25 protein-coding genes are annotated in these 23,584 nt (G+C 62.7%); 12 read left to right on the forward strand and 13 right to left on the reverse strand.

The window, feature by feature from the left end; all coding sequences use genetic code 11:
• Window positions 1-311: 311 nt before the first annotated feature.
• Complete coding sequence (gene parC / locus EN861_RS13755) at window positions 312-2,564, forward strand: DNA topoisomerase IV subunit A (RefSeq protein ID WP_135863988.1); 2,253 nt, start codon at window positions 312-314, stop codon at window positions 2,562-2,564.
• A gap of 118 nt (window positions 2,565-2,682) precedes the next feature.
• Window positions 2,683-3,897, forward strand: coding sequence for an AI-2E family transporter (locus EN861_RS13760; protein ID WP_127869651.1), 1,215 nt, complete (start codon window positions 2,683-2,685; stop codon window positions 3,895-3,897).
• A gap of 9 nt (window positions 3,898-3,906) precedes the next feature.
• Here the strand turns inward: EN861_RS13760 and EN861_RS13765 are convergent, their stop codons facing one another.
• From EN861_RS13765 to EN861_RS13775, 3 genes are all read right to left on the reverse strand, one after another.
• Window positions 3,907-4,803 (reverse strand): DMT family transporter, encoded by an 897-nt coding sequence (locus EN861_RS13765; RefSeq protein WP_135863990.1) that lies wholly within the window; start codon window positions 4,801-4,803, stop codon window positions 3,907-3,909.
• A 134-nt stretch (window positions 4,804-4,937) separates the two neighbouring features.
• A complete protein-coding gene (locus EN861_RS13770) occupies window positions 4,938-5,696 on the reverse strand; it encodes an arginyltransferase (protein ID WP_015318275.1) in 759 nt (252 codons plus the stop codon).
• Window positions 5,697-5,836: 140 nt separating this feature from the next.
• Window positions 5,837-6,307: an RDD family protein gene (locus EN861_RS13775; RefSeq protein WP_127280407.1), complete on the reverse strand. Its 471-nt coding sequence runs from the start codon at window positions 6,305-6,307 to the stop codon at window positions 5,837-5,839.
• Between the two features lie 206 nt (window positions 6,308-6,513).
• Here EN861_RS13775 and sthA point away from each other — a divergent pair, with 206 nt between their 5' ends.
• Entirely contained in the window at window positions 6,514-7,902 is a 1,389-nt protein-coding gene (gene sthA / locus EN861_RS13780) for a Si-specific NAD(P)(+) transhydrogenase (protein WP_127869649.1), read from the forward strand.
• A gap of 75 nt (window positions 7,903-7,977) precedes the next feature.
• On the opposite strand, the gene EN861_RS13785 is transcribed toward sthA, so the two are convergent.
• On the reverse strand, window positions 7,978-8,649 hold the full coding sequence (locus EN861_RS13785; RefSeq protein ID WP_135863992.1) for an alpha/beta hydrolase: 672 nt from the start codon (window positions 8,647-8,649) through the stop codon (window positions 7,978-7,980).
• A gap of 200 nt (window positions 8,650-8,849) precedes the next feature.
• Between EN861_RS13785 and EN861_RS13790 the strand changes: the two genes are divergently transcribed.
• Window positions 8,850-10,049, forward strand: a complete 1,200-nt coding sequence (locus EN861_RS13790) for an OpgC family protein (RefSeq protein WP_135863994.1) — start codon at window positions 8,850-8,852, stop codon at window positions 10,047-10,049.
• Between the two features lie 16 nt (window positions 10,050-10,065).
• On the opposite strand, the gene EN861_RS13795 is transcribed toward EN861_RS13790, so the two are convergent.
• Window positions 10,066-11,142 carry a substrate-binding domain-containing protein gene (locus EN861_RS13795; RefSeq protein ID WP_135863997.1) on the reverse strand — a complete coding sequence of 359 codons (1,077 nt, stop codon included), beginning with the start codon at window positions 11,140-11,142 and terminating at the stop codon, window positions 10,066-10,068.
• 159 nt (window positions 11,143-11,301) lie between these two features.
• On the opposite strand from EN861_RS13795, the gene EN861_RS35425 reads away from it, so the two are divergent.
• A complete protein-coding gene (locus tag EN861_RS35425; protein ID WP_189343628.1) occupies window positions 11,302-11,445 on the forward strand; it encodes a hypothetical protein in 144 nt (47 codons plus the stop codon).
• A 57-nt stretch (window positions 11,446-11,502) separates the two neighbouring features.
• Complete coding sequence (locus EN861_RS35430; protein ID WP_189343629.1) at window positions 11,503-11,649, forward strand: hypothetical protein; 147 nt, start codon at window positions 11,503-11,505, stop codon at window positions 11,647-11,649.
• 17 nt (window positions 11,650-11,666) lie between these two features.
• On the opposite strand, the gene EN861_RS13800 is transcribed toward EN861_RS35430, so the two are convergent.
• Together EN861_RS13800 and EN861_RS13805 are read right to left on the reverse strand one after the other, a co-directional pair.
• Window positions 11,667-12,032: a DUF423 domain-containing protein gene (locus EN861_RS13800; protein WP_135863999.1), complete on the reverse strand. Its 366-nt coding sequence runs from the start codon at window positions 12,030-12,032 to the stop codon at window positions 11,667-11,669.
• A 38-nt stretch (window positions 12,033-12,070) separates the two neighbouring features.
• Complete coding sequence (locus tag EN861_RS13805; protein ID WP_135864001.1) at window positions 12,071-13,324, reverse strand: MFS transporter; 1,254 nt, start codon at window positions 13,322-13,324, stop codon at window positions 12,071-12,073.
• Between the two features lie 115 nt (window positions 13,325-13,439).
• On the opposite strand from EN861_RS13805, the gene EN861_RS13810 reads away from it, so the two are divergent.
• Together EN861_RS13810 and EN861_RS13815 are read left to right on the forward strand one after the other, a co-directional pair.
• The gene (locus EN861_RS13810) at window positions 13,440-14,105 is read left to right on the forward strand and encodes a GntR family transcriptional regulator (RefSeq protein WP_135864003.1); all 666 of its coding nucleotides are present in this window, start codon (window positions 13,440-13,442) and stop codon (window positions 14,103-14,105) included.
• Window positions 14,106-14,206: 101 nt separating this feature from the next.
• Window positions 14,207-14,467: a DUF982 domain-containing protein gene (locus EN861_RS13815; protein WP_027146689.1), complete on the forward strand. Its 261-nt coding sequence runs from the start codon at window positions 14,207-14,209 to the stop codon at window positions 14,465-14,467.
• Window positions 14,468-14,527: 60 nt separating this feature from the next.
• On the opposite strand, the gene EN861_RS13820 is transcribed toward EN861_RS13815, so the two are convergent.
• On the reverse strand, window positions 14,528-14,680 hold the full coding sequence (locus tag EN861_RS13820) for a hypothetical protein (protein WP_135864005.1): 153 nt from the start codon (window positions 14,678-14,680) through the stop codon (window positions 14,528-14,530).
• Window positions 14,681-14,877: 197 nt separating this feature from the next.
• On the opposite strand from EN861_RS13820, the gene EN861_RS13825 reads away from it, so the two are divergent.
• Both EN861_RS13825 and EN861_RS13830 read left to right on the forward strand, forming a co-directional pair.
• Window positions 14,878-15,849, forward strand: coding sequence for a glycosyl transferase family 90 (locus EN861_RS13825; RefSeq protein ID WP_135864007.1), 972 nt, complete (start codon window positions 14,878-14,880; stop codon window positions 15,847-15,849).
• 137 nt (window positions 15,850-15,986) lie between these two features.
• The gene (locus tag EN861_RS13830; protein WP_135864009.1) at window positions 15,987-16,958 is read left to right on the forward strand and encodes a glycosyl transferase family 90; all 972 of its coding nucleotides are present in this window, start codon (window positions 15,987-15,989) and stop codon (window positions 16,956-16,958) included.
• 24 nt (window positions 16,959-16,982) lie between these two features.
• Here EN861_RS13830 and EN861_RS13835 read toward each other — a convergent pair whose 3' ends face one another.
• Window positions 16,983-18,026, reverse strand: coding sequence for an aldo/keto reductase (locus EN861_RS13835; protein WP_135864011.1), 1,044 nt, complete (start codon window positions 18,024-18,026; stop codon window positions 16,983-16,985).
• Window positions 18,027-18,307: 281 nt separating this feature from the next.
• Here EN861_RS13835 and ppk2 point away from each other — a divergent pair, with 281 nt between their 5' ends.
• A complete protein-coding gene (gene ppk2, locus EN861_RS13840) occupies window positions 18,308-19,228 on the forward strand; it encodes a polyphosphate kinase 2 (RefSeq protein WP_127280737.1) in 921 nt (306 codons plus the stop codon).
• A gap of 67 nt (window positions 19,229-19,295) precedes the next feature.
• Here the strand turns inward: ppk2 and EN861_RS13845 are convergent, their stop codons facing one another.
• The 4 genes from EN861_RS13845 to EN861_RS13860 all read right to left on the reverse strand — a co-directional run bounded on the left by EN861_RS13845 (window position 19,296) and on the right by EN861_RS13860 (window position 22,898).
• Complete coding sequence (locus EN861_RS13845) at window positions 19,296-19,943, reverse strand: dihydrofolate reductase family protein (RefSeq protein ID WP_135864013.1); 648 nt, start codon at window positions 19,941-19,943, stop codon at window positions 19,296-19,298.
• A 189-nt stretch (window positions 19,944-20,132) separates the two neighbouring features.
• On the reverse strand, window positions 20,133-20,675 hold the full coding sequence (locus EN861_RS13850; RefSeq protein ID WP_135864016.1) for a glyoxalase superfamily protein: 543 nt from the start codon (window positions 20,673-20,675) through the stop codon (window positions 20,133-20,135).
• Window positions 20,676-20,937: 262 nt separating this feature from the next.
• Window positions 20,938-21,969: a porphobilinogen synthase gene (gene hemB, locus EN861_RS13855; protein WP_127280910.1), complete on the reverse strand. Its 1,032-nt coding sequence runs from the start codon at window positions 21,967-21,969 to the stop codon at window positions 20,938-20,940.
• Window positions 21,970-22,082: 113 nt separating this feature from the next.
• On the reverse strand, window positions 22,083-22,898 hold the full coding sequence (locus EN861_RS13860) for a DUF2066 domain-containing protein (protein ID WP_135864018.1): 816 nt from the start codon (window positions 22,896-22,898) through the stop codon (window positions 22,083-22,085).
• A gap of 117 nt (window positions 22,899-23,015) precedes the next feature.
• Here EN861_RS13860 and EN861_RS13865 point away from each other — a divergent pair, with 117 nt between their 5' ends.
• Window positions 23,016-23,555: an isoprenylcysteine carboxylmethyltransferase family protein gene (locus EN861_RS13865; RefSeq protein ID WP_210235184.1), complete on the forward strand. Its 540-nt coding sequence runs from the start codon at window positions 23,016-23,018 to the stop codon at window positions 23,553-23,555.
• Window positions 23,556-23,584 lie beyond the last annotated feature (29 nt).

The raw sequence follows: 23,584 nt of genomic DNA on the forward strand, positions 1-23,584 counted from the left end.
CCTGAAATTGTTTTTCAATTCTTTGCGCCATCACCATTCCGTGACGAACTGGACGGGAAAAAGGCGTGTTCCGGCACAATGGTCGAAAATCGCGGTGAAAGGCAAACCCGATCCGAGCGCTATTGGAGAATGCAGTGAATTTGGCATGAAGGTCGGGCCGCCAGCGTGCTTCGCAATAGATGCGGCATGTAACAGATTGATGTTGGACGGCAAGCTCGACCGTGCGGGTTCCTGTTGCAGAAACGAGCGCAAATCGATTGGTCGGGTGCGCGCCTCTTGCCGCGAATCACCCGCTCGGCTAGTCCCAGCCCATGGGAAAAAGGCTTTTGCCGCCTGACAATGGCGGTGGCGATCATATAGAACCGGTCGATCTGAAGAAGGCGCTGGAAGAGCGTTATCTGGCCTATGCGCTGTCGACCATCATGCACCGGGCGCTGCCGGACGTGCGTGACGGGCTGAAGCCGGTCCATCGCCGCATCATGCACGCCATGCGCCTGCTGCGCCTCAATCCCGACCAGGGTTTTGCCAAATGCGCCCGGATCGTCGGCGAGGTGATGGGCAAGTTCCACCCGCATGGCGACCAGTCGATCTATGATGCGCTGGTGCGGCTGGCGCAGGATTTTTCGATGCGCTACCCCCTGGTCGACGGCCAGGGCAATTTCGGCAACATCGACGGCGATAACGCGGCCGCCATGCGCTACACCGAAGCGCGCATGACCGACGTGGCGACCGAATTGCTTGCCGGCATCACCGAGGACGCGGTCGACTATCGGCCGACCTACAATGAAGAGGACGAGGAGCCGGTCGTGCTCCCCGGTGCCTTCCCCAATCTCTTGGCCAACGGCTCGTCCGGCATCGCGGTCGGCATGGCGACGTCGATCCCGCCGCACAACGCGGCCGAGCTTTGCGACGCCGCGCTGCACCTGATCGAGCATCGCGATGCGCCGGTGGCGAAGCTGATGGATTTCGTCCAGGGCCCGGATTTCCCGACCGGCGGCATCATCGTCGACAGCCGCGCTTCCATCCTCGAAGCCTACGAGACCGGCCGCGGCGGCTTTCGCGTGCGGTCGAAGTGGAGCCAGGAAGACCAGGGCAGGGGCACCTGGAGCATCGTCATCACCGAAATCCCCTATGGCGTGCAGAAGGCCCGGCTGATCGAGAAGGTCGCCGAGCTGTTGATGGCCCGCAAGCTGCCGCTGCTCGAGGATATCAGGGACGAAAGCGCCGAGGACATCCGCGTCGTGCTGGTGCCCAAGAGCCGTTCCGTCGACCCAGGCATCCTGATGGAATCGCTGTTCAAGCTGACCGAGCTCGAAAGCCGTTTCCCGCTCAACATGAATGTGCTGTCGCGCGGCAAGGTGCCCAATGTGCTCTCGCTGAAAGGCGTGCTGCAGGAATGGCTGGATCACCGCCGCGATGTCCTCATCCGTCGCTCGAAACATCGCCTCGGCGAGATCGAGAGGCGGTTGGAAATCCTCGCCGGCTACCTGATCGCCTATCTCAACATCGATGAGGTGATCAAGATCATCCGCGAGGAGGATGAGCCCAAACAGGTCATGATGGCCCGCTGGTCGCTCACCGACACCCAGGCCGAAGCGATCCTCAACATGCGGCTGCGCGCTTTGCGCAAGCTTGAGGAATTCGAGATCCGCAAGGAATTCGATGGGCTGACCGCCGAGAAGAAGCAGATCGAGGCGCTGCTGGCGTCCGACGCCAAGCAGTGGTCGACGATCAAGTGGGAAGTCACCCAGGTTCGCGACAAATTCGGCCCGGAGACCGAGCTCGGCAAGCGCCGCACCCAGTTCGCCGATGCGCCAGAGCACGACCTGACCGACATCGCCCACGCCATGATCGAGCGCGAGCCGGTCACCGTGGTGGTTTCGGAAAAGGGCTGGCTGCGGGCGATGAAGGGGCATCTGGCCGATCTCTCGACGCTGACCTTCAAGGAGGGCGACAGCCTCAAGCTCGCCTTCCATGCCCAGACGACCGACAAGGTGCTGGTCTTCACCACCGGCGGCAAGTTCTACACGATCGGCGCCGACCGGCTGCCGGGCGGCCGTGGCCATGGCGAGCCGATCCGCATCATCGTCGACATGGACAATGACCAGGACATCGTCACCGCCTTCGTCCACGATCCCAAACGCAAGCTGCTGCTCGCCTCGTTCGACGCCAACGGCTTCATCGTTCCGGAGGAAGAGGTGGTCGCCAACACCCGCAAGGGCAAGCAGGTGATGAACGTCAAGGCCCCCGACGAAGCCAAGCGCTGCGTGCCGGTCGTCGGCGATCATCTCGCTATCGTCGGCGAGAACCGCAAGATGCTGGTGTTCGCGCTCTCGGAAATTCCGGAGATGGGCCGCGGCAAGGGTGTGCGGCTGCAGAAATACAAGGACGGCGGCCTTCTCGACCTCAAGCCGTTCTCGATGGAGACCGGTCTTTCCTGGCAGGATTCAGCCGACCGTACTTTCACCCGGTCGCGCGAGGAACTGGCCGAGTGGATCGGCGCGAGGGCATCGGCAGGGCGTATGGTGCCGAAAGGTTTCCCGAGGACTGGGAAGTTCGGTTGAAGCTGCCGATCCCTCGTGGGGGAGATTGGCAGCTTCACCAACACCGTTTGGACTATCGTCACGATTGCTGCACTATATCGGCGCATAACTGACCGGATGGTCGGGGAGAACAGCGCGTTTGAAGGAAGCAAAGATCCAGAAACCGGAACGGCAGCAGCGCCTGTTCGGGCTGTCGACGCCGCTCCGTTCGGCTGTCATCCCGCCGCTGTCGGCGGCGCGCTGGTTGTTGGTGCTGATCGTCGCCGCCGGCGTCTATTTCTTCCACGGTTTCCTGTTCCCGGTGCTGGCGGCGCTCGTCATCGCCTTCGCCAGCTGGCCGCTCTACCGTCGCCTGCTGGTCGGCGTTGGCGGCAACCGCACCATCGCCGCCACATTTGCCATCCTGTTCATCCTCGCCTTCCTGGTCATACCGATCGCGCTCGCCGGCACCTATGCCATCAACGAGGTGCGCGAATGGGTCGGCTGGGCGATCGAGACCAACCGCCACGGTGCGGTGACGCCGCACTGGATCGCCACCATGCCTGTCGTGGGTGAGTGGCTCAACGAGCAGTGGACGACCAATCTCGGCCATCCCGGCGGCATCGGCGAACTGATCCAGCTGGTCAGCGGCGCGAATATCGGCAGCATCTACCGAGGCGCGCTCGCCGCCGGCGGCAGCGCTTTCAGCCTCTTTCTGACGCTGCTGTTCATGATGATCGCCCTGTTTTTCGCCTATCGTGATGGCGAGAATTTCGCCGGCCAGATCGACCGCCTCGGCGAACGCATCCTGCCGACCCGCTGGGAGCGGATCTCGCGCGTCGTGCCGGCGACCATTTCCTCGACCGTGACCGGCATGACCGTGATTGCCATCGGCGAGGGCCTGGTGCTGGGTGTCGCCTACTGGCTGGCCGGGGTGCCGTCACCTGTGACGCTGGGCGCGCTGACCGGCGTGATGGCGCTCATCCCCGGCGGGGCGCCGCTGTCCTTCACGCTGGTGTCGATCTACCTCGCGGCCAGCGGCTCGCCGATGGCCGGCCTGGCGCTGTTCATATGGGGGACGGTCGAGCTGTTCATTGTCGACAAGACCTTGCGGCCGAAGCTCGTCGGCGGACCGATAAAACTGCCCTTCCTGCCGACCTTTTTCGGCCTGATCGGCGGCGTCAAGACCATGGGTTTTCTCGGCCTGTTCATCGGTCCGGTCCTGATGGCGCTGCTGGTCGCGATCTGGCGCGAGTGGCTGCGCGAGGTGGAACTGGCCGATGAGACGGCGGCCGGATCGGCCGCCGAGATCGAGGCCGGTCGGCGGATCGAGGTCCTGCCCGAACCAGGCGCCGCGAAGAAAGCCAGCGCCTGACCTCGAACCCTACGCCGGATGATGCACCGCAAGGTCGCCGCGACGCTTACGTCCATCATGCAGCTGCCAGAGCGAATGGGCGACCAGCGTGACGATCAGGATGCCGCCGCCGATCAGGCTGTTGCGGGTCGGCGTCTCGGCGAAGATCATCCACACCCAGATCGGCGCCAGCACCGTTTCGAGCAGGTAGAACATCGCCACTTCCGGTCCTGAAATGTACTTCGGCCCGGCGGCGAGGCAGAAGAACGAGATCGGCATGATGACGGCGCCGTTGAAGATGATCCACCATGGCGCGTTCACGTGGAAGCCTTCGCCTGTCACCATGAAGGCGGCCAGCCCAAGCGGCAGAAGGACGCCGATGAGCGAGGTGAATCCCATATCCTTGCCGCTGGCGCGCGAGATGGTGATGGCGACCGCGATGAAGAAGGCCGAGCAGAGCGCCATGAAGTCGCCGAACAGCTTGCCGGTGCCGACCGAACCGCCGACGATGACCAGCACGCCGAGGATCATCACCAGCATGGCCACGATGGTCACCGTCCGCGGTTTTTCCCGCAGGAATATCCACGACAGAAGCGCCGCGAACACGGTGTTGAAGGCGAGGATGAACACCAGATCGGCGGTCGAGGTGTGGTAGACCGCGGTGACGAAGGTGATCGAGGTCAGCCCATAGCATATCGCCACGATCAGCCCGTCCCAACCGGGGATGAGCGGCGGTGCATTGCGGCTCAGCGCGCGCCAGACCGACCAGATGATCATCGCGGCGATGAAAGTGGTTCCGGTGCGCAGCAAAAGGATCGTCCACGCGCCGCCATCCGCAAGGCGGATCAACGGTATGTCGACAGTCAGTATCAGTCCGCCGATGGCGGTTATCAAAAGGCCCTTCTGGTGATCGTGGTGAGAGGACATGCAGGAACTTTCGCAATTGAATTGCAGGCGGTGGCCGATCGGCGCAAGCGCGCACTCTCTCCAACCGAGCGGCTGAAAGACCAGCATCCCCTGCCTTGAAACAGTTTAAGCGTGGATCGTGGGAAAACTCAGCGTCAGACCGCTTCGTTTGTATAGCGCTCCCAGCCTTTCGGGCCGAGATGCTCCTGCGGCATGAAGCGCATCTTATAGTTCATCTTGCGCGAACCATTGACCCAGTAGCCAAGGTAGACATGGGGCAGTCCCATCGCCTTGGCACGGGCGATATGGTCGAGGATCATGAACGTGCCGAGTGAGCGGCTTTCGAAATCGGGATTGAAATAGGAATAGACCATCGACAGGCCGTCGGCCATCTTGTCGGTGAGCGCCACCGCGATGAGTTCGCCCTGACCCTTGCCGGTGATGAAGGTATCGGGCCCGCGCCGCCGGTATTCGATCACCTTGGTGTCGACATGCGTATCCTCGACCATCATGGCGTAGTCGAGCACTGTCATGTCGGACATGCCGCCGCGGCGGTGGCGGGCATCGAGATAGCCGCGAAACAGCGAATATTGTTCGGTTGAGGGCTCGGCATTGTGCATCGCGCCGACGAGATCGGAATTGTGCTGCAGCACGCGCTTCATGTTGCGGCTGGCGGTGAACTCCTGGGCCAGGATGCGCACGGATACACAGGCGCGGCAGGTTTCGCAGGCTGGCCTGTAGGCGATGTTCTGCGAGCGCCGGAAGCCGCCTTGCGTAAGCAGGTCGTTCATTTCCGAGGCCTTGTCGCCGACCAGATGTGTGAACACCTTCCGCTCGAACTGGCCGTCGAGGTAGGGGCACGGCGACGGCGCGGTCAGGAAGAACTGCGGCGACTGGGTCGGATGCTGCGTCATCGAGCCTTGGAAACACTCCTTCGAATCGCTCTACCTTTGGCTCGGGCGGCGAAAAATTCAACAGGATTGTGAAGGTGTGGTTGCCTGAACACCTTCACATTTGCGCTCAAGGGGCTGCGACTTCTCTTGAGGGCCGGTTTTTAGCGGCCGGTGCGGCTGACCACGGTGCCGAGCAAAAGATCGTGCAGCGTGCGCTTGCGGTCCGAGAATAGCGTCACCAGCAGGACCAGCGGCGACAGGATGACGTTGCCGGCCCAGAACAATACGGAATGGACGACCGCGGTGAGGCCGTCGATCGGCCTGCCGTCGAGACGATCGAGGCGGATGCCCATCATCTTCATGCCCGTGGTGGCCTGGTCGGCGCTGCCCAGCGTGTTCCAGATGTAGAGGATGGCGACTGCCGGCACCAGGACGCCGAACAGCATCCAGCCAAGACCGAGGGTCAAAAGCCCGAGGAAGAACACCAGGATGGCGAACGGAATGGTGAGCAGGGCAACCATGATATAGTCGAGCACGAAGGCCAGGATGCGCCTTGTGCGCACGCCTTCATAAGCCCTGACATCGTCGAGCCGGGTGTTGATGATTTCGCCGTCGAGAACGCGAGCGTTCATGTCATTTCCTCGTAACAGGGTCCGACATAGGGTGCGGACCGCTCGATGATGAAATGGTGAAGGCTCGCCGCAGAATCAAGATTGGGCCATTCGCCGGCTCGCACGGCGGAGCCAGACGGCCGACAGTCCGAATCGGTTGAATTCGCGGCGCGGATGGCGTTAGCTTGTTGCGGCGCAACAAAATGGGCGCCGAGGGACGGGGACATATGGATTACGACATGCTGGTCATCGGCAGCGGCCCCTCGGGCCGCCGCGCGGCGGTGCAATCGGCCAAACTCGGCAAATCGGTGCTGGTGGTCGACCGCGGCCGGCGTCTTGGCGGCGTCTCGGTGCACACCGGCACCATTCCCTCGAAAACGCTGCGCGAAACGGTGCTCAATCTCTCGGGCTGGCGCGAGCGCGGCTTCTATGGACGCGGCTACCGGGTCAAGCAGGACATCTCGGTCGGCGACCTGATCGAGCGCCTGCACAAGACGCTCGACCACGAGGTCGAGGTGCTGCAACACCAGTTCATGCGCAACACGGTCAAAAGTGCGCGCGCGGCGGTAAAATTTCTCGGCCCCAACAAGGTCAGCCTGACATCGGACAATGGCGACTATAGCGAAGTCGGCTTCGCCAATGCGCTGATCGCCGTCGGCACCAGGCCGCATCGGCCGCGCGACGTGCCCTTCGACAAGACCCGTGTCTTCGACAGCGACGAGATGCTCGAACTCGACCGGCTGCCGCGCACGCTGACGGTGATCGGCGCCGGCGTCATCGGCGTCGAATACGCCACGATCTTTTCCGCGCTCGACGTACCGGTGACGCTGGTCGAGCCGCGCAACTCCATCCTCGATTTTGTCGACCGCGAGATCGTCGACGATTTCATCCACCAGATGCGCGACCGTGGCATGACCATAAGGCTGGGCAGCGCGGTCAAGGAAATCCGCTCCAAGCCGGAAGCCGCCGAGGTGGAGCTGGCCGATGGCCGCACCATCCGCTCCGAGGTCGTGCTCTATGCCGCCGGCCGCACCGGCAATGTCGGCAGCCTTGGCCTCGACGTGGTCGGCATCGAGGCCGACTCCAGGGGCCGCATCAAGGTCGATCCGCAGACGTTTCAGACCAGCGTGCCCAATATCTACGCCGCCGGCGACGTCATCGGCTTTCCGAGCCTTGCCTCCACCTCGATGGAGCAGGGCCGGGTGGCTGCCTGTCATGCCTTCGGCGTGTCATTGCCGCCGCCGCCGGAGACGTTCCCCTATGGCATCTACGCGGTGCCGGAGATTTCCACCGTCGGCCAGTCCGAGGAGCAAGTGCGCGAGAGCGGCGCCGCCTATGAGGTCGGCGTCGCGCGCTTTCGCGAGACATCGCGCGGCCACATCATGGGCGTCAACACCGGCTTCCTGAAGCTGCTGTTCTCGATCGAGACGCGGCGCCTGCTCGGCGCGCACATCGTCGGCGAGGGCGCCACCGAACTCATTCACATCGGCCAGGCGGTGATCAATCTCGGCGGCACGGTCGACTTCTTCGTCAACAACACCTTCAACTACCCAACGCTGGCCGAGGCCTACAAGATCGCCGGGCTGGATGCCTGGAACCGGATGGGGAGGGGGTAGGCTCCCGCCATCTGGGCGAGCAAAGCCAGCATCACGTCGGCTGATGGCATCGGCAGCACCGCCTGCCCTGATTGCCTATCGCGATGGCGCGCGCGTCCACGCCGATCCCGGCAGCCATCGCCCGACGATCGCGGCGTCCGGCTCGCCGATTTCGTGGCCCGATGGAACAATCCGGGCGTCGATCTCGGTGCCGTGCCGGCTGAGCAGCGTCACCAGCGCCGGCGCGAAAGACCCGTAGGTCTCGTCGGCGGCTCCGGCAATGATCAGCGTTCGCGTTCCCGCAAGGTCCGTCGCCGGGACCTCGTCGAGCACGGGCATCGGCCTCAACAGCGCAGCGCTGCGGACGATGCCGGGATGGAGCAGCATCAGGCTCGAAACCAGATTGGCGCCGTTCGAATAGCCAAGGAATGTCGCGTGATCGAGATCAAGCCCATGGCGCGCGACGGCTTCGTTTGCGAAGGCCGCGAAGGCGGTGGTTTCGAAATGGATGCTTTCCTGGTCGAAAGTGGTCGGCGTGATTCGCTCGAACCAGCGAAAACCGTCCTCCTGGGGGACACGGCCACGCACCGCGATCAGGACGGCATCGGGCGCCAAGCGTCTCGCCAGCGCCACCATGCTTGTCTCGCCGACGCCCGATCCATGCAGCAGGAACAGGCATTCACGGCTCTTTTCGCCGGGGCGGAGGAGGCGATACGGAAAGGTCAGATCCAGCGTTAGCGGGCCGCTGTCGACATTGTCGCCGGTCATCTCGCATCCCTTTGATTATATGAGGTTCCGCTCAATTTGCCGGCTTCAAAACGCAATATTTTCATGCTCCGCGAAAGTTGATCGAACCAGGCGCATTCCAGCCCGTTTCTGCGCCGATACACTCCGGTGGGAGGAATCGAAGCGGTGCGTCGGGGGTCGCATTGCTGGACATGAACAACCAGCTTTGAGGCCTTTTGTCGATGACTACCCCTGTTTTGCCGGATCGCAATTTGCGTATCCCCGAACGCGACACGCGTATCGATGTACTGCGCGCGCTGGCCCTGCTCACGATCTTCATCGACCATGTGCCGGGCACGGCTTTCGAGGCGCTGACCTACAAGAATTTCGGTTTCTCGGACGCGGCCGAGGCATTCGTGCTGATTTCCGGCATCTCGGTCGCGCTCGCCTACGGCACGAAGTTCCGCCCGGGTGGCCGGCTTCTCGCGACCTTGAAGATGTGGCGGCGGGCGGGCGTGCTCTATGTCGCCCATATCGTCACGACGATGGTGGTGATGGCCCTGTTCTGCGCCGTGGCGGTGTTTGCCAAGCGGCCGGAACTGGTGAAGCTGATCAACATCGAGCCGCTGATGAAGAACCCGCCGCAAGTGCTGGTCGGCATCGTCACGCTCGGCCACCAGCTCGGCTACAACAACATCCTGCCGGTCTATGCGGCGCTGCTTTTGATGGCGCCGGCCTTTGTCCTGTTCGTCAGCTACCGGCCCGTCGCGGCCCTTGTCGCATCCGGCACGTTGTGGCTCGTTGCAGGAATCTGGCAGATCGCGCCGCCCAATTATCCCGAGCCCGGTTTCTGGTTCCTCAACCCGCTGTCCTGGCAGTTCCTGTTCAACATCGGCCTTGTCGCCATGCTGCATGTCAGGCGCGGCGGTGTCATTCCGGTCAACCGCTGGCTGGTCGGCGCGGCCGCCGCCTATGTGCTGGCGGCGCTGGTCTGGGTGCACAGCCCGCTCTGGGGGCAGATAACCTGGTTCAACCTGCCGGTGGTGATCGGCGGCTTCGACAAGACCTTCCTGTCGCTGCCGCGGCTGCTGCACATCCTGGCGGTCAGCTACCTCGTCGTCGCTCTGCCGGCGCTCTCCAGCCTGTTCCGCACCAGCCCTGATCATCCGCTGGCGATACTGGGCAAACGATCGCTGCCGGTCTTCATCGCCGGCACGGTGATCGCAATGGTCGCTCAGGTGATGAAGCTGATCAATCCAGGCGGGTTCGTCTATGACAGCCTGCTGATATCGGCCGGCATCGCCATGCAGTTCGCGCTCGCCTTCTATCTCGAATGGCTGTCGACCATCGGCGGCTCGGCCAAGGCCCGCACGGCCCAAAAGGATCCCGCGCCGGTCCGTGCGCCTTTGGGCCTCTCCGCCATGGCAAGAGCCAACCGATAGGCGGTTCGGCGGCGGTTCAAGCGCGGGGCGGACCCGACGAGCCCCGCACGATCAGTTCGACCGGCAGTTGATGCCTGCTGACCGGCCCATCGCTCTCCAGGATCGCCCTGACGGCAAGGCGGCCTATCTCGGCAATCGGCTGGGCGATCGTGGTCAATGGCGGCTTGGACACCGCTGCTTCCGGAACATCGTCGAACCCGACGACGGAAACATCGTCGGGCACGTTGAGCCCGCGTGCGCTCAGCCATTCGAGCGCCACCAGGGCCATTCTGTCCGACATGGCAAGGATGGCGGTGGGCGGCGCGTCGGAGGCGAAGATGGTTTCGAGCCCCGCCTTCGTGCTCGCCACGTCGTTGGCGGTCTCGTAGACGGGCACTTTGGATATATCGACGCCAACCCGCGAAAGCTCCCGGAGATAGCCCGTGAGGCGGTTGCGCGTCCCTGCATAGGTAGCGGCCCGTACCTGTTCGGCCGAAACAATGCCCGTCCTGTCGTCGGCGAAGGGCAGCGCAAGGACGGCGAAGCGGCGATGTCCAAGATCGGTGAGATGGCGGGCCGCCATGCCGGCGCCGGCGATGTTGTCGACACCGATCGCGGCGACCGACCCGTCCTCGGAATCGAGGTCGAGCGCGACGAAGGGCAGCTTGCGCTCGCGTGCCAGTTCCACCAGGCGCGAACCGCCCTCGATGCAGAAGACGATGAAGCCGTCGACCAGCGCGCTCTGGATGTTCCAGGCAAGCTGTTCGTTGTTGGCGGCCGAGACCAGTGAGATGCCGGCTCCGGTTGCATCGCAAGCCTGTGAGATGCCCGCCATCATGACGCGCGCAAACGGATCGTCGAAGAAGTAGGAGAGGGGCTCTGCGGTGGCAACGCCAATGGCGTTGACCTTGCCGGCCCGCAGCAGCCGGCCCTTTGGATCGGGGCCGCCATACCCCATGGCCTCGGCGGCTGCGCGAACCCGTTCGCGAACTTCCTCGCGCACGATCTCGGGCCGGCTGAATACATTGGACGCGGTGCCGTGCGAAACCCCGGCGGCCTTGGCGATATCGGCCAGCCGGACGGGTCGTCGATTGCCTGCGGTAAGTGACGCCATTTGCGCGGGTCTCCTGACATGCATTTAGCACGTTCTTGGGCCGCATCTAGCACTTTCGTTGGATCGATTCAAATTGCTTGACCGTCGCCAATGAAAGGCCTATCTTTGAATCGATCCAAATTGGCGGATTTAGCCTGTTGATTGACCTCGGAGGGAATGATGCATCCCATCAACTATCTGTTCGAAGACATCTACCGCAACGACTGGAATATCGGGTCGGCGACAAACAGCCAGAAGCGCCGCGACAGAACCAGTCCGTGGATTCGCGACTTGCGCTTCCTCGTAGGGCGCAAGCGGAGCTGATCGGCATTGCCCTTTTTGTGCTTGCGATTGGATCGATTCAATTGGAAGGAGAAAAACATGCACCCCATCCAGCATCTGTTCGAAGACATTTACCGCAACTACTGGGGTATCTCGCCCGCCGCCGAGCGGCCAGAGTCCAGATGTCTGAAGAGGCCGGCCGCGCGCAATCGTGATCTGCTGATCCGACCCGAACGTCGGCGCTGATCCTGCTGGCTTGAATCTCAGGAACGTGGGCGAGCCAGGGCAGAAATTGCTATTGCCAGCCAGCCGACGATGAGCAAGGTGCCGCCGATTGGCGCCGACATCGGAAACAGTCTCGATCCCAGGAAATCGCGGGCGAGAAGATCGCCCGCGAAAAGCACGAGACCGACGAGCAGGACCAGGCTGGCCATTCGCAGCCAGCGGTTCGCGCCGACAAGGCCAATGGCGAGAAACACCGGCGCATGCATCAGAAGGAACGAGGCGGCCGTGCCGGTGAAGGCGCCGCCACGGTGCGCCGCCGCTGCCGACAGCGCCACGCCCGCGGCGCCGACGAGGCCGCCGGCAAGCACGAGGAGGCGGCTGCCGTTTGGATCGGCGAGGTTCATGGTCGGCGTGCTCCTTCTTTTTGCAGGTCGGCCAAGCGTCAGGGCTTGCCCGCTTCCAGCGCCATATGCCGCGTCCGCCGCGACTGGACAATCCAGTTGTAGACGGCACCGAGGGCCATCAGCACCGATGTGCCGAGAAACACCGACGGCATGCCGAAATGGCCGCCGACAAAACCGCCGGCCAGCGGTCCCGCGACCTGCCCGACATACTGCGCCGAGATCGCCAGGCCAAGCACGTTGCCGCCAACGCCGTCGGGGATATTGTGCCTGATGACACTGGTGATGCAGGGCAGGAGACCGCCCAACGCCAGGCCCATCAGGAAACGCAGGCCGATAAGCTGCCAGCTGTTGGTGACAAAAGCCTGCGGGATGAGCAGCAGCGCCGAGACGGCCAGCGCTCCCACGACAACGTTCCAGTGTCCGATCCGGTCCGCGAGCTTCCCGAGCCAGGATGCCGACAGGATGGTGCCGAGCGCGGCCGCCGACATCACAACGCCGGCGACGAGCGTCACCCGGCCCTGGTCCTCGATGAGCTGCTGCACATAGACGGTGATGATCGGCTCGATCGACATTGTGGCGAAGGCGAGCAGCATGCCGGTGGTCAGCATGGCCACGACCGGGCGCTTGTCCGGGATCTGAGACCAGCCGCTTTTCGGCTTTGCCGCCGGCGCGGCCTCGGCCGGCCTTGGGCGCGGGCTCTCCTTGATGAGGAACGTCGTCGCCAGGAAGGCGAGGAAGATCACGCCGCCCGACAACAGGAAGGTGGCGCGAATGCCGATTACCGGCGGCAGCACGCCGCCGAGCAGCGGGCCGACCAGCGAGCCCGCCGTGATACCCGCCGACAGGACGCCAAGCGCCCAGCCGGAGCGCTCCTTCGGCGTCTGCATGGCCACCAATATGGTTGAACCCGAGGAATAGCCGCCGGCGAAGCCGATCAGCAGGCGCAGCAGAACCAATTGCCAGACCGTCTCGACCATGCCCGTCAGCGACATGCAGATCGCCATGCCGAAGGAGGCGCGGACCAGCATCACCTTGCGGCCGTAGCGGTCGCCCAGGCGTCCCCACAGCGGCGCGACCATTGCCGCGGCGAAGAAGGTGGCCCCATAGGCGATGCCGGACCACTGCACGATGGCCGCATGACCCTGTGCGCCGAGCTGTTCGACATAGAGTGGCAGGAACGGCAAGAGCAGGGTCATGGCGATGAGCGTGCTGAACGAGCCCGCGAAACAGACGGCAAGATTGCGCCGCCAGTGAATGTTGTAGCCGCTCTGCCGCGTGTCTTCCTGTGTCATGTCCTGCCTGCCCGGTGTCGGCGCTTGTTGCGGATACCATTTTGGGATACCAATCTGGTATCCGTCATGAACTTCAAGCCCGCCGCTGTCAATGCGGCTTCGGAAAGGACGCGCGATGTCGCAGATGCAGAATGTCGAACGGCAGCTTCGCGAGATGATCCTGGCTCTCGAGGTCGGGCCGGGAGAGCGGCTGACCGAACGCTGGATCGAAGGCCGTTTCGGCGCCTCGCGCACGCCGGTCAGGGCGGCACTTCTGCGGCTGGAGACCGAGGGCCTGGTCGGCAGGGACGGGCGCGGCTGGACGGTCTCGCCCATCAACCTGGCCGAGCTCGAGCAGATCGCGGTCTATCGCGAGGCGGTCGAGGTCGCCGCGCTGCGGCTGACGTGCGGGCAAGCCGACAAGAGCGCGATCGATGTCATCGAGGCGATGCTCGATTCCTGCGACGAAAATACCCCGCGCGAGGAATGGCATCGTGTCGGCATGGATTTTCACATCGAGCTGGCGCGGCTCTCCGGCAACGAATTCCTGTTCCGGGCGGTTCGTGACGCCATGACGCGGCTGTCGCGCGCCCGCTGGCTGGAAGTGCGTGACGAAACGGCCCTTGGCCGTGCCTGGCTCGAACATCGCGCCATCCTTGCCGCGACACGCCTTGGCCAGGCCGATGAAGCCACGCGGCTGCTGTCGGCCCACATCGTCGGCAGCCGTAACCGGTTGGTGACGTCGCTTGCCAACGACCGACGTGGCCTTCGCGCCAGGGGATTTGCCGTCGTCGCCGCCTAGTGCGGTCGATGCAGGGCAGCATTCGCCGGAAAACAGGCCGCATCTGACGCGAAGCGCACTTTCGGCCTCGCTTCAAGCAAGCCGATGGCGTAAGAGCGGCAATGGAAAACAATCGGTTTGAAACACCCGTGACCGTCAAGTCCGTCACGGCGGGAAGCACTCAGCTCTTGCGTTCGGCAAGGGAAGCTTCCGATTACCTGCTCAACAGCTGGCCCGGCAAGCGCAGCGCCAAGCATCGTGCGGCGCTGCAGGCCTGCCACGACGCACTCGCCGGCGACAAGCCGGCGATGAATGCCCGACGCGCTTTCATCGCCGCGGCGCGGGAGGTGGATGTTTTCATCAGTGACAAGGCGCCAGCCTGACATAGGCTGATACCGACAATTCGGATTGAGGCACGGCCCGCATTCGCGGGCCGCATGCCGTTACTCCTCGGTTTCGGTCTCGGTCTCGGTCTCGGTCTCGGGCTTCGAACGTTCGCGGGCGGCAACCTTGGCCGCCAGCTTTTCAGCCTTCTTGGCCGCTTTCTGGCGGTCACGCTCCTTGCGTTCCTGATCGTAGTTGGGTGCTCGCGCCATATCGGCTCCTTTTATCACTGCCTTGCGGCCCTGAACCTGCCTAGGAGCATTAGCCGTCAAACACAACAGCTGAAGCGACAATGCTGGATGCTTGCTGGAAGAGATGCGGGGGCTTGCCAGATGGGCGCCACAATGATGTAGGAAATGCGGGGCGCCAATGAATTGAGAGCTGCCTGTTTGTTTTGATCAAGTGACCGATGGCCACAATTTCGCGGACCGCCGCAAGAGTTTTCTATTATGCGAGAAACGTCGTGCGCGATGTCGCTCCGCAAACGCTGTTTCGCGCAAGGCTGGCCGGCCGGCTCGAAAGGGCGAGGCTTTCCGGTGAGGCGGCACGCCGCAGGCTGAATTACTACAACAAGCTGCAGGATTGTTTCGCGCCAAGCGCCAATGCCAAGCGCATCAGCAAGCTGCCGTTCACGCCGACCATGTACTATTACGACCTGAAGGAATTCGCCCGCTATTTCGATCCGGATTTGTTCATCGACCTCGAATTCGGCGACGTCAGGAACGTGCCTAGGGTGCCCGCTATCGTCAAGGATCGGCCAATCTGCGATGACGACCGGAACGCCGTCATCATGAAGCTCGACAAGTTTCGTCACTTCCAGATGCCGGCTGACGCTATTGCGTTCGCCGACAAGCTGCCGACCGTGGTCTGGCGCGGCGATCTCAACAACCCGATCAGGACAAGATTCCTCAAGGCAGTGCGCGACCTGCCGTTCTGCGATGCCGGCTCGCACAAGCCGAACGCGCCGGCCGAATACGCCAAGCCTTTTCTCAGCATCAGCCAGCACCAGCGCTACCGCTACATCGTCTCGCTCGAAGGCAATGATGTAGCGACCAACCTCAAATGGATCATGAACTCGAAGTCACTTTGCCTGATGCCACCGCCGACTTATGAGACATGGTTCGCGGAGCGGCAGCTCGAAGCCAATGTGCACTATGTGCCGCTCGAGGCGGATTTCTCGAACCTTGCGGACCATGTGGCCTATTTCGAGCGGAATCCGGCCAAGGCGGAGCGCATCATCGCCGCCGCGAATGCCTATTGCCGGACATTCGACGACGAGCGGACCGAACAGGCGATCTCTCTGCTGGTGCTCTACAAATACTTCGTGCTCTCGGGCCAGATCAAACCTGATGCCGAGGTGTGGCGCTACATAACGGGCTAGTTGCCGGGCACCTCGTCTCGGCCGGCTGCCACGTGTTCGGGCAGCGCTGGATTGCGTGGCCCAATCATGCGATCATGCCGAGGGAACCGTCCCGGCCGTCATTTGTTTAATCGCGTTTATCTCTGATCAAAAGAACGATGGCCACCATAAAACGAACGACCGCAAAGGTCTTTTACTACGCGCGAAACGTGATCCGCGATATCGCACCCCAGGCGATCTTCCGACGACGGTTGGCGGGCCGCCTGGAACAGGCCAGGCTCTCGGATGAGGCCGTGCGCCGACGGCTGAATCACTACAACAAGCTGCAGGACGCTTTTACGCCAAGCGCGGATGCCGTGCGTATCGACCAGCTGCCTTTTGAACCGAGCATGTACTATTACGACTTGAAGGAATTTGCCCGCTATTTCGATCCGTCACTGCTCATCGACCTGAAGTTCGGCGACGTAAAAGGCGTGCCCGAGCTGCCGACGCTCGTCAAGGACCGGCCGATCCGCGCCGACAACGGCAACGCCGTCGTCATGAAGTTCAATAAGTTCCGCCATTTTCACATGCCCACCGACGCCGTCGTCTTCACCGACAAACGCCCGGCTGTGGTCTGGCGCGGCGACCTCAACAATCCGATCCGGACACGGTTCCTGGATGTCGCGCGCGACTTGCCGTTCTGCGACGTCGGTTCGCACAAGCGCAATGCACCGGCTGCGTACAGCAAGCCCTTCCTCAGCATCAGCCAGCACCTGCGCTATCGCTACATCGTCTCGTTGGAGGGCAATGACGTGGCGACCAACCTCAAATGGATCATGAACTCCAACTCGCTCTGTCTGATGCCGCCGCCGACCTACGAGACATGGTTTGGCGAGAGCCAGCTCGAGGCTGGAGTCCACTATGCGCCGCTCGACCCGGACTTCTCCAATCTCCGTGAAAAGGTAGATTATTTCGAACGGCATCCGGCCGCGGCGGAGCGCATCATCGCCACGGCCAATGCCTACTGCCGCAAATTTTCCAATGAACGGGACGAGCAGGCGATCTCCCTGCTCGTCCTCTACAAATATTTCGTGCTCGGCGGCCAGATCGAACCCGATCCCGAACTCTGGCGGTTCATCGAGAGCTAGCCCTCGCTCTCGACCTGACGCTGATCAGATATCGCTGCGGTCGAGAACCAGATCGGCGGGGCCGAAGCGATCCTTCGCTGTCAGTTGCTGATGCCAGTAGGGGTAGAGCAGGGGCGGCCGGCTTACGGCGTCGAGACGCTGGCGTTCCTCGGTGCCTAGCACCAGGGCGGCGGCCGCGAGATTGTCCTTCAGCTGGACGTCATTGCGGGCGCCGATCACCAGCGAGGAGACGGCAGGGCGGCCGAGCAGCCAGGCGAGCGCCACCTGTGCCGCCGAAACACCACGATCCCTGCCGATCTCGACCAGCACATCGACGATCCGCCACAGCCGGTCCTCGTCGCGGATCGGCGGCTCGGACCAGCCGGCGAGCTGGCGGGCGGTCGGGCTGTCGCGGCGGTATTTACCCGACAGCAGGCCGCCGGCGAGCGGGCTCCAGACCAGCACGCCCAGCCCCTGGTCGACCGAGATCGGCAGCAGTTCGTACTCGGCCTCGCGCGCTTCCAGCGTATAGTGGATCTGCTGGGTGACGAAGCGTTGCTGGTGGCGGCTGTCGCTGATGGAAAGCGCCTTCATCACCTGCCAGCCCGAATAGTTGGAGCAGCCGATGTAGCGCACCTTGCCCTGGCTGACCAAAGTGTCGAGCGCGGCAACGGTTTCCTCGAGCGGGGTGAGGCCGTCCCACTGGTGGACGAAATAGATGTCGATGACATCGGTCTTCAATCGCTTCAGGCTTCTCTCGCATTCACGGATCAGATGATGGCGCGACAGGCCCTCGTCGTTCGGGCCCTTGCCGATCCGCATCCGGGCCTTGGACGCGATCAGCACGTCGTTCTTGCGCTTGCCGCCGAGCGCTTCGCCTATGATCTCTTCCGACAGGCCGTTCGAATAGACATTCGCGGTGTCGATGAGGTTGATGCCGGCGTCGATGCACATGTCGATCATCCGCTTTGCTTCGGCGAGATCGCTGTTGCCGACCGCGGCGAAAGGCCCGGCGCCGCCGAAGGTCATTGTGCCAAGCGTCAGTGTCGAAACCTTCAGGCCGGAACGGCCAAGGGTGCGGTATTCCATGTCAGATCCTCACGATTTTGTTGAAGAGGCGTGCCGCCAAGGGGCAGGCCTGGAACGCGACCGGGGATTTGTAGGACAATTCGGTCGGCTTGTCGCCATGCGATGACGCCGATCGATCATGCGTCGCGAAATTTGCACCGGCGGCAAATCGCGCCCGGCTGCAATAAAACCGTCACCGCCGGCCTATATTGAAGTCGGCTCAGGTGTTTCCATTCCCGGCCGCTGGCAGCAATTTGGGGACGCCCCAGGGAACCGACAGGCTTGCAAGCGGAGCAGTTGATATGACCGAGCTAAGACAGAATTCCCCTGCCAAGGACTGGCTTGAAGCTGAACTCGCCGACACGCTCGACGAAGATTATGAACTCGAATTGTCGGAACCGGCGCTGTCGATGGAGATCGCCAAGATCTACAAGAACTCGCATCCGCCTTCGATCGATCGCATGCAGTATTTTCGCGACTTGATCACCCTGCAGTCCGAATTGATCAAGCTGCAATCCTGGGTCGCCTATCACAAGAAGAAACTGGTGGTGATTTTCGAGGGCCGCGATTCCGCCGGCAAGGGTGGCGTCATCAAGCGCATAACCCAGCGGCTCAATCCGCGTATCTGTCGCGTCGTGGCGCTTCCGGCGCCGACCGAACGCGAGAAGTCGCAATGGTATTTCCAGCGCTATGTCCCGCATTTGCCCGCAGGCGGCGAGATCGTGCTGTTCGACCGCTCCTGGTATAACCGCTCCGGCGTCGAGCGGGTGATGGGCTTCGCCAGCCCCGATCAGGTCGAGGAGTTTTTCCACGACGTGCCGGAGTTCGAGCGCATGCTGGTGCGCTCCGGCGTCACGGTGGTCAAATACTGGTTCTCGATCACCGATGAGGAACAGCAGATGCGCTTCCTGATGCGCATCCACGATCCGATGAAGCAGTGGAAACTGTCGCCGATGGACCTACAGTCGCGGGTGCGCTGGGAGCAGTACACCAAGGCCAAGGAAGAAACCTTCGCCCGCACCAACATTCCCGAAGCGCCCTGGTACATAGTCGAGGGCAACGACAAGAAGCGGGCACGCCTGAACTGCATCGACCATCTGCTCAAGCAGCTGCCATATGAAGAGGTGCCGCACGAGGAGATCACGCTGCCGGAGCGCGTTTTCAACCCGGAATACGAACGCCAGGTCCTGCCGCGCGAGCTTTACGTGCCGGAGAAATATTGAGTGACCCTTCCTTCTCCCCGTCACTATACGGGAGGTGCCGGCAGGCGGATGAGGGGCGGCGCCGAGCTTAAGCCCGATTGATAACCACGTGCGTGGCCAGCGCCGTCGCCACCTGCTCGGTGCACGCGTAGCCAAGCTTGGGCATGTCGAGGCCGGCAAAAAGGTTCTCGCCCCGGCCAAGCAGCACCGGCGAAATCGCCAGGTGCATCTCGTCGATCAGCCTCTCCTGGAGATATTGGCGGATCATATCGACGCCGCCGCCGACCCGCACGTCCTTGCCGCCAGCCGCCGATCTCGCCTGCTCGAGCGCCGAATGGATGCCGTCGGTGACGAAATGGAAATTCGTGCCCCCTTCCATGGTGATAGACGCCCGCTTGTGGTGCGTCAGCACGAAAACCGGCACATGGTAGGGCGGGTTGTCGCCCCACCAGCCCTTCCACTTGTCGTCAGGCCATTCTCCGCGGATCGGCCCGAACATGTTGCGGCCCAGGATCCAGGCGCCGACATTCTCGAAGCTGCGCGCCGCGAACGCCTCGTTGGTATCGGTGGTGCCGCCATCTTGTCCGAGCACCATCTTGCGGAAGGTGCGGGTGTCGACAAACCACTTGTGCAAGGATCCTCCGCCGATGCCGAGCGGATTTTGCAGATCCTGATCAGGACCGGCGCCATAGCCGTCGAGCGAGAGGGTAAACGCGTTGACACGAAGTTTTGACATGAAGACCTCCTCGATAACCAGTTGTAATTTGCAAGTGGTTTTCTTTTAGCAAACTGATTGCGAATTGCAAGCGGTATTTTCGGATCGAAAGTATGTATCCGGACCTTTGCCGCCTGGCGATGTCGGGACTGTTTTTAGCGATCGGCCCGGACGGCCAGTGACGGCCGCCCAGGCCGCCGCGATATCAGCTCATTCGCCCGTCAGTTCCATGAAGCGGATGTGGTTGCTGAACGGGTCGATGACCTCCACCGTCAGCCGGCCGTCTTCATGCTCCAGGCCGGGATTCATGTAGCGGTACTCCTTGCCGGCAAGCTCTTTGTGGAAGTCGCGGATGCCTGTCATATAAACGACCATGTTGCCGCCAGGCGTCGCGTCGCCCGCATGTTCGGACAGGTGCAGTGCAAGGTTGCCACGCGAGACTTGGGTATAGAGAGGGGAACTTTCCCCATAGCGGTGCTCCCAGTCCACGGTGAAGCCGAGGAAGCCTAGGTAGAATTCGTGCGCCTTGGCGACGTCGAAGATGCGAACGATCGGCGCGGTTCGCTCGAAGACGATCTTGTCTTGGCCGGCAGGCGGCGCTTCGATCTTCGCCGACAGAATATTCCAGCTCGCCAGTCCAAACTGGCGCGCGACGATCTCCAGGGCGTCACTGTGGCTGATCGTCAGGTCGCGGGCGGCAAGCGCCTCCCGCATGGCTTTCGCCATGGTCTTGGCATCGCGATAGGCAAGCATGTCCGTTTCCTCGGGTCACGGCGAAGCCTTCGTCAGTGCCCGCATTGCCGACGCCTTCGCCCGACGGTGAAACGGGTCAGGGAGCATCCTCTGGAGGCGTTCGCCATACCTCTTTGTCCGAGGTGCGGGCTGCCGGCCGCCTCCGGCCGTGCGACTATCATAGCTGCAGCTGCCGGTTTTTGTCAGCGGGAATTCGAAGGAACCGCCGACCGATCGAAAGAGTGGTGACACCTACTGAAAGGCATTGCCCGGGAAGTCGGGGCTAGCCCTTCAGCATCACAGCCACTTCGGGCGCGAAATAGGTCAGGATGCCATCGCAGCCGGCACGCTTGAAGGCGAGCAGCGATTCCAGCATCGCCTTCTCGCCATCGATCCAGCCATTTGCACCCGCCGCCTTGATCATCGAATATTCGCCCGACACCTGGTAGGCGAAGGTCGGCATCTGGAATTCGTCCTTCAGCCGGCGGATGATGTCGAGATAGGGCAGGCCGGGCTTGACCATCAGCATGTCGGCGCCCTCGGCGATGTCCTGTTCGGCCTCGCGCACCGCCTCGTCCGAATTCGCGTGGTCGATATAGTAGGTCTTCTTGTCGCCCTTGAGCAGGCCGGCGGTGCCGACCGCCTCGCGATAGGGGCCGTAGAAGGCCGAGGCGAATTTGGTGGCGTAGGACATGATCGCCACGTCCTGAAAACCGTTGGCGTCGAGCGCGTCGCGGATGGCGCCGATACGGCCGTCCATCATGTCCGAAGGCGCGATGATGTCGGCACCGGCCGCCGCCTGGATGACGGCAGCCGCCGCGACCTGTTCCACGGTTTCGTCATTGACGATGATGCCGTCGCGCAGGATGCCGTCATGGCCATGGCTGGTGAACGGGTCGAGCGCGGCATCGGTGATGATGCCGATCTCGGGCACCGCGTCCTTTATCGCGCGGGTGGCGCGGTTGATGATGTTTTCCGGGTCGAGGATGTGCGAGCCTGTCTGGTCGCGCAGGCCGAGATCGACATTTGGGAAAGTGGCTAGTGCCGGAATGCCGAGCTTGGCAGCGCGTTCGGCTTCCTTGACGGCAAGGTCGACCGAAAGGCGGAAAACGCCGGGCATGGCGGCGATCGGTTCGCGGACATTTCTGCCCTCGACGACGAAGATCGGCCAGATCAGGTCGTCGACCGAAAGCCGGTTCTCCTGCACGAGCCTGCGCGACCAGTCGGCCTTGCGCATGCGGCGCAGGCGGCGGCTGCCGGTGACGTCGTCGACGCTGCGCGCGCCGGCAGGTTTTGCTGGGGTGAATTTGTTCATGGCCAAAACTCCGGATCGGCGGCTTTTACCACGAGCCCCTGGTGCTGACCAATGCGACACGTTTGTGCCAGGGGTCAAAGCTGCCACAGCGCTGTCCCACCACGCCTATTGGGTCAGGGCTGCCCATTACCCGAAAGGATCTGCGCCGCGCCTCCGATGGCGACACGGAACGCCTCGTCGAAGCTGACCCCTCGCACCTGCCAACGATAGGTCTTGCCGTGATCGGCCAGCCGCCAATCGGCGATCCAGCCGAATTCCTTGTCGCTCCATACGATGCTGCCGGCGAGCGCTCTGGCGCCACCGGCCTGTTTGGCCAGCCGATCGAGCCTTGCCATGTCGGCCGCGCGCAACGCTTCTTCGCTCAGGTCCCCAAGCTGCGCGGCCTTCGGAAAGACGACATGCATCAGTGTTGGACCGGTGGCATTGACGAAGGATTCGCGCATCGTCTCGCCACGCTTTTCCTCGGCCGTCAGTGCGAAATGCCGAGCGCCCTGTTCGGTCGTGAGAAAGACGGTGAGCGTCGGCCGCTCGCCAAGCCAGGGTTTGCTGCCGAGCGACGCCAGCACCTTGTCGATCACGTCAGGCTTGTAGAGGCAGGTGAGGTCATGCGGCCGGTCATGCGTGCCTTGCTCGTCATGGATCGGAATGCCTTCCAGCCGGTCGCGGTACCGGAACGAGTCGACAAAGCTGCCGGCCTTGTCGCGCAGCGCGTCCATTTCGCGTCTGGCAAGCAGCCGCTGATCGCCCGAAACACGGACGAGGACCTTGTCGAGGCAAGTCCTGAAGCCGAGCTGACGGTTTTCTTCACCCTGGCCGGTGACGATGGTCTGCGATTGGTAAAGATCGTCGACCGTCGCGGCGACGGCGTCGCGAGACATGACGCAGATAACCATCAGGCCGATCGTTGCGAGACGGGAAAGTCCGGCCATGTCTTGCCGTCCGGTTGAAGGTGGCCATCTTCTAGCACTGGGCGCCAGCTTCGGCCAAGACGGAACGCGTTGCACCGAATGGCGCGGCCGGCATTGCGAGGAGCAGCCATGACCGTCGTGTGGTTCATCTATGCCGCCTGGATACTGCTCATTGTCTACCTGACTGTCCAAGCGACCGTAGTGAAACGGGATACGGAGCCGCATTTGCTGCAGAGCTTCGGCCTGATGTTGGCCATGATCGCGGCTTTCCTGCTTCCGAGTCTGCCATTCTTCGCCTTCGTCAACTTCGCGCCCGTGAACGGGATGGTCAGCAGCGTCGGCATGCTGATGACGGTTGCCGGCATGCTTTTCCTGGTCTGGGCGCGGCAAAGCCTCGGGCGTAACTGGAGCCAGACCGTTTCAGCCAAGCAGGGACATGAGCTGGTGACGTCAGGCCCGTACCGCTACGTGCGCCATCCCATGTATACGGGCGGCCTGCTCGCGGGCATCGGCTCCGCGGTCGCGCTCGGTGGCCCGTTCGTCTTTCTGCTCATTCTGCTGGGGGCGATCTTTGTGTGGCGGGTCGGCGCCGAGGTCCGGCTTATGGCGCGGCAATTTCCCGATGAGTTCCCCACCTATGTCGAGCGGACCAAGGCGCTGATCCCGTTCGTATGGTAGCGCGCTTGCCGCAATTCGACCTGACTGAC

The sequence above is a fragment of the Mesorhizobium sp. M8A.F.Ca.ET.218.01.1.1 genome, from assembly GCF_004791165.1.
In the GTDB taxonomy this organism is placed as follows: domain Bacteria; phylum Pseudomonadota; class Alphaproteobacteria; order Rhizobiales; family Rhizobiaceae; genus Mesorhizobium.

Coding starts and splice junctions, on each gene's coding strand:
- parC (WP_135863988.1), top strand. CDS start 312: ATGGGAAAAAGGCTTTTGCCGCCTGACAATGGCGGTGGCGATCATATA.
- EN861_RS13765 (WP_135863990.1), bottom strand. CDS start 4,803: ATGTCCTCTCACCACGATCACCAGAAGGGCCTTTTGATAACCGCCATC.
- EN861_RS13770 (WP_015318275.1), bottom strand. CDS start 5,696: ATGACGCAGCATCCGACCCAGTCGCCGCAGTTCTTCCTGACCGCGCCG.
- EN861_RS13775 (WP_127280407.1), bottom strand. CDS start 6,307: ATGAACGCTCGCGTTCTCGACGGCGAAATCATCAACACCCGGCTCGAC.
- sthA (WP_127869649.1), top strand. CDS start 6,514: ATGGATTACGACATGCTGGTCATCGGCAGCGGCCCCTCGGGCCGCCGC.
- EN861_RS13785 (WP_135863992.1), bottom strand. CDS start 8,649: ATGACCGGCGACAATGTCGACAGCGGCCCGCTAACGCTGGATCTGACC.
- EN861_RS13790 (WP_135863994.1), top strand. CDS start 8,850: ATGACTACCCCTGTTTTGCCGGATCGCAATTTGCGTATCCCCGAACGC.
- EN861_RS13795 (WP_135863997.1), bottom strand. CDS start 11,142: ATGGCGTCACTTACCGCAGGCAATCGACGACCCGTCCGGCTGGCCGAT.
- EN861_RS35425 (WP_189343628.1), top strand. CDS start 11,302: ATGCATCCCATCAACTATCTGTTCGAAGACATCTACCGCAACGACTGG.
- EN861_RS35430 (WP_189343629.1), top strand. CDS start 11,503: ATGCACCCCATCCAGCATCTGTTCGAAGACATTTACCGCAACTACTGG.
- EN861_RS13800 (WP_135863999.1), bottom strand. CDS start 12,032: ATGAACCTCGCCGATCCAAACGGCAGCCGCCTCCTCGTGCTTGCCGGC.
- EN861_RS13805 (WP_135864001.1), bottom strand. CDS start 13,324: ATGACACAGGAAGACACGCGGCAGAGCGGCTACAACATTCACTGGCGG.
- EN861_RS13810 (WP_135864003.1), top strand. CDS start 13,440: ATGTCGCAGATGCAGAATGTCGAACGGCAGCTTCGCGAGATGATCCTG.
- EN861_RS13815 (WP_027146689.1), top strand. CDS start 14,207: ATGGAAAACAATCGGTTTGAAACACCCGTGACCGTCAAGTCCGTCACG.
- EN861_RS13820 (WP_135864005.1), bottom strand. CDS start 14,680: ATGGCGCGAGCACCCAACTACGATCAGGAACGCAAGGAGCGTGACCGC.
- EN861_RS13825 (WP_135864007.1), top strand. CDS start 14,878: ATGGCCACAATTTCGCGGACCGCCGCAAGAGTTTTCTATTATGCGAGA.
- EN861_RS13830 (WP_135864009.1), top strand. CDS start 15,987: ATGGCCACCATAAAACGAACGACCGCAAAGGTCTTTTACTACGCGCGA.
- EN861_RS13835 (WP_135864011.1), bottom strand. CDS start 18,026: ATGGAATACCGCACCCTTGGCCGTTCCGGCCTGAAGGTTTCGACACTG.
- ppk2 (WP_127280737.1), top strand. CDS start 18,308: ATGACCGAGCTAAGACAGAATTCCCCTGCCAAGGACTGGCTTGAAGCT.
- EN861_RS13845 (WP_135864013.1), bottom strand. CDS start 19,943: ATGTCAAAACTTCGTGTCAACGCGTTTACCCTCTCGCTCGACGGCTAT.
- EN861_RS13850 (WP_135864016.1), bottom strand. CDS start 20,675: ATGCTTGCCTATCGCGATGCCAAGACCATGGCGAAAGCCATGCGGGAG.
- hemB (WP_127280910.1), bottom strand. CDS start 21,969: ATGAACAAATTCACCCCAGCAAAACCTGCCGGCGCGCGCAGCGTCGAC.
- EN861_RS13860 (WP_135864018.1), bottom strand. CDS start 22,898: ATGGCCGGACTTTCCCGTCTCGCAACGATCGGCCTGATGGTTATCTGC.